This window comes from Streptomyces sp. col6 (assembly GCF_008042035.1).
Lineage (GTDB): Bacteria > Actinomycetota > Actinomycetes > Streptomycetales > Streptomycetaceae > Streptomyces.
Genome location: NZ_RDBL01000013.1, coordinates 568,045 through 571,275, shown reverse-complemented (window position 1 = coordinate 571,275; position 3,231 = coordinate 568,045). Strand labels below are relative to the sequence as shown.

The 3,231-nt window shown below is 68.6% G+C and carries 4 protein-coding genes; 2 read left to right on the top strand and 2 right to left on the bottom strand.

Translation table 11 applies throughout. The features are described from left to right. Positions 1-183 precede the first annotated feature (183 nt). Positions 184-609 (top strand): contact-dependent growth inhibition system immunity protein, encoded by a 426-nt coding sequence (locus EAO73_RS19215; protein ID WP_147972756.1) that lies wholly within the window; start codon positions 184-186, stop codon positions 607-609. Positions 610-928: 319 nt separating this feature from the next. On the opposite strand, the gene EAO73_RS19205 is transcribed toward EAO73_RS19215, so the two are convergent. Both EAO73_RS19205 and glnA read right to left on the bottom strand, forming a co-directional pair. Continuing rightward, positions 929-1,303 (bottom strand): hypothetical protein, encoded by a 375-nt coding sequence (locus EAO73_RS19205; RefSeq protein WP_147972755.1) that lies wholly within the window; start codon positions 1,301-1,303, stop codon positions 929-931. A 231-nt stretch (positions 1,304-1,534) separates the two neighbouring features. Further along, entirely contained in the window at positions 1,535-2,896 is a 1,362-nt protein-coding gene (glnA, locus tag EAO73_RS19200) for a type I glutamate--ammonia ligase (RefSeq protein ID WP_018518530.1), read from the bottom strand. A gap of 144 nt (positions 2,897-3,040) precedes the next feature. On the opposite strand from glnA, the gene EAO73_RS36035 reads away from it, so the two are divergent. Then, a partial coding sequence (locus tag EAO73_RS36035; protein ID WP_191134140.1) for a glutamine synthetase beta-grasp domain-containing protein occupies positions 3,041-3,231 on the top strand: 191 nt, incomplete at its 3' end.

The window sequence follows — 3,231 nt, the reverse complement described above, 5'->3', positions numbered from 1 at the left end:
CCAGCTCCCCGAGCACCCGGTACCGCCCGTCGACGGTCGCGCCGAGTTCCCACGCCTCCGGTGCATTCATCCGATCCCCCCGGGTCCGGCCACTCCGCTGCACGAGTCAGCATCGATCTCCCGCCGCCACTCGGGCAAGGCGCTCCAGTCCGCACGCATACGGCGAGGCCGACAATGAACGCCATGGACCTTCTGCTGCACCTCGACCGCACGCTCGATGAGCTGGACCGGCCCCGCTGGCCGGATCCGCCCGCCGACGCGACCCACCTGGTGCGGAAGGTGCATGCCCTGCGGCGCGTACCGCTGCGCGAACTGCGCCCGGCGGACCTGCGCACGCTCGTCTCCCAGCAGGTGGCGCTGCCGTACGTCGTGCCGCTCGCCGTACGCCTCCTGGTGGACGATCCACTGCTCGACGCGTACTTCTACCCGGGCGACCTGCTGCTCGCCACCGTGAACGTCCCGCCGGCGGTCTGGGCCCCCTTGCAGGAGCTCGCTGAGGAGCTGCGTGCCGCCGTCACGGCCCTGCCGGAGTCGGCGTACGAGGACCTTCCCCGGGACGCCGCGGCCGAGATCGCCCGCTTCGTCTCGTGGTGTGAGCGGAACGCGTGAACCACCTGGATCTCACCGCCGGTGTGCGCGTCGCGGCCGGCCAAGTGGCGCGGTCCAGGGTGACCGAATGGACGTGGGGCGGTACTGATTGCAATCACCGGCGTAGCGGGCACACTTGGGGGCGCGCTGCTCACCCGGCGGGGCGCCGACCGCGCCAAGAAGCGTGAGCTGGAGATGGCCCACGCCATCCAGGAAGCTCGCGAGAATCGTGAGGTACGCCGGAGCTGCTACACACAACTGCGCTGGTACGCGCGGCAGTTCGCCACGGCGCTCAGCCGACACCCGTCCGTCATGCGGGATCAGACCGTCGGCCACTCCGCTACGCCGCAAGCGGCCGCACGGCCTCAATCGCCTCGAAGATGTCGGCATCGGTCTCCCGCTGCCACTCCGGCAACGCGTCCCAGTCCGCGACGTATCCGGGCTTCGGCTCCTCGAAGTGCTTGTACATCTGCGCCGTCCAGCACAGCGCGACGAACCGACCCTTCTGCTCCCGGGACAGCCGCGCCACGTGCCCGCCGCTCACCTCGACGAACTGCCGCACCTGCGCGTACACCGCCCCGGCCGCCTCCCGCTCCCACTGCGGGGTCTCCTCCCACGGCGTGACGTACCCGGTCTTCGGCTCCCCGGGAAAGTGCCGCCGCACCCCGGCGATCCAACTCTCCCGGAACAACTGCGCACCCTCGGTCTGCGCCATGACCACACCCCTTCTCACGCAGGGCACGGAGTCTACGGGCGACATACCCGGTCCCCGGGGCGCGCGCCAGGCCGACGGCGTCGTTTCCGTACGTGCCCACGTGGACGTATCGCGAGGCCCACGCTGTGGCACCGGACGACCCACAGCCTCTGGAACGGCTGCGGTGCCGACGGTGGGAAGACCGTCGGCGCCGAAGGCACGTAAACGCTCCCCACCACCGCCGACTCGCGCCTACAACACCGGCAGCAGGTTCTTCAGTTCGAACGCCGTGACCTCGCTGCGGTACTCCTCCCACTCCCGCTTCTTGTTGCGGAGGAAGAAGTCGAAGACGTGCTCGCCCAGGGTTTCGGCGACCAGTTCGCTCTTCTCCATCAGGGAGATCGCCTCGCCCAGGTTCTGCGGGAGGGGTTCGATGCCCATAGCGCGGCGTTCCGCGTCGGAGAGGGCCCAGACGTCGTCGTCGGCGCCGGCCGGGAGTTCGTAGCCCTCCTCGATGCCCTTGAGGCCGGCGGCGAGGAGGACCGCGTAGGTGAGGTACGGGTTCGCGCCGGAGTCGATGGAGCGGACCTCGACGCGGGCCGAGCCGGTCTTGCCGGGCTTGTACATCGGGACGCGGATCAGGGCGGAGCGGTTGTTGTGGCCCCAGCAGATGTACGAGGGGGCCTCGCCGCCGGCGCCCGCGGCGCGGGAGGAGCCGCCCCAGATGCGCTTGTAGGAGTTGACCCACTGGTTGGTGACGGCGGAGATCTCCGCGGCGTGCCGGAGGAGGCCCGCGATGAAGGAGCGGCCGACCTTGGAGAGCTGGTACTCCGCGCCGGACTCGTAGAAGGCGTTGCGGTCGCCCTCGAAGAGGGAGAGGTGGGTATGCATGCCCGAGCCGGGGTACTCCGAGAACGGCTTCGGCATGAACGTCGCCTGCACGCCCTGCTCCAGCGCGACCTGCTTCATGACCAGGCGGAAGGTCATGATGTTGTCGGCGGTGGAGAGCGCGTCCGCGTACCGGAGGTCGATCTCCTGCTGGCCCGGCGCGCCCTCGTGGTGGCTGAACTCGACCGAGATGCCCATGGATTCGAGCATCGTGATCGCCTGGCGGCGGAAGTCCATGCCGACGTTCTGCGGGGTGTGGTCGAAGTAGCCGGAGCTGTCGGCCGGGGTGGGCCGGGTGCCGTCGACCGGCTTGTCCTTCAGCAGGAAGAACTCGATCTCCGGGTGGGTGTAGAAGGTGAAACCCAGGTCCGAGGTCTTGGCCAGGATCCGCTTGAGCACGAAGCGCGGGTCGGCGAAGGACGGCGAGCCGTCCGGCATCAGGATGTCGCAGAACATCCGGGCCGTGCCCGGTGCCTCCGCGCGCCACGGCAGGATCTGGAACGTCCCCGGGTCCGGCTTGGCGATCATGTCCGACTCGTACACCCGCGCGAAGCCCTCGATCGCGGAGCCGTCGAAGCCGATGCCCTCGTCGAACGCCTGCTCAAGCTCCGCGGGGGCGACGGCCACGGACTTGAGGTAACCGAGCACATCGGTGAACCACAGCCGTACGAACCGGATGTCGCGCTCCTCAAGGGTCCTGAGGACGAATTCCTGCTGCTTGTCCATAGCCACATCCTTGCAGTTCAGACGGTCCGTGCTCCACCTCCCGGGGCTGGGGAGAGACTCCAGTATCACGACCCCGGATTTCCCCCAGATTACGCACCCGACGTGACATGGAGCACGGACCGTCTGAACTGCAAGGATGTGGCTATGGACAAGCAGCAGGAATTCGTCCTCAGGACCCTTGAGGAGCGCGACATCCGGTTCGTACGGCTGTGGTTCACCGATGTGCTCGGTTACCTCAAGTCCGTGGCCGTCGCCCCCGCGGAGCTTGAGCAGGCGTTCGACGAGGGCATCGGCTTCGACGGCTCCGCGATCGAGGGCTTCGCGCGGGTGTACGA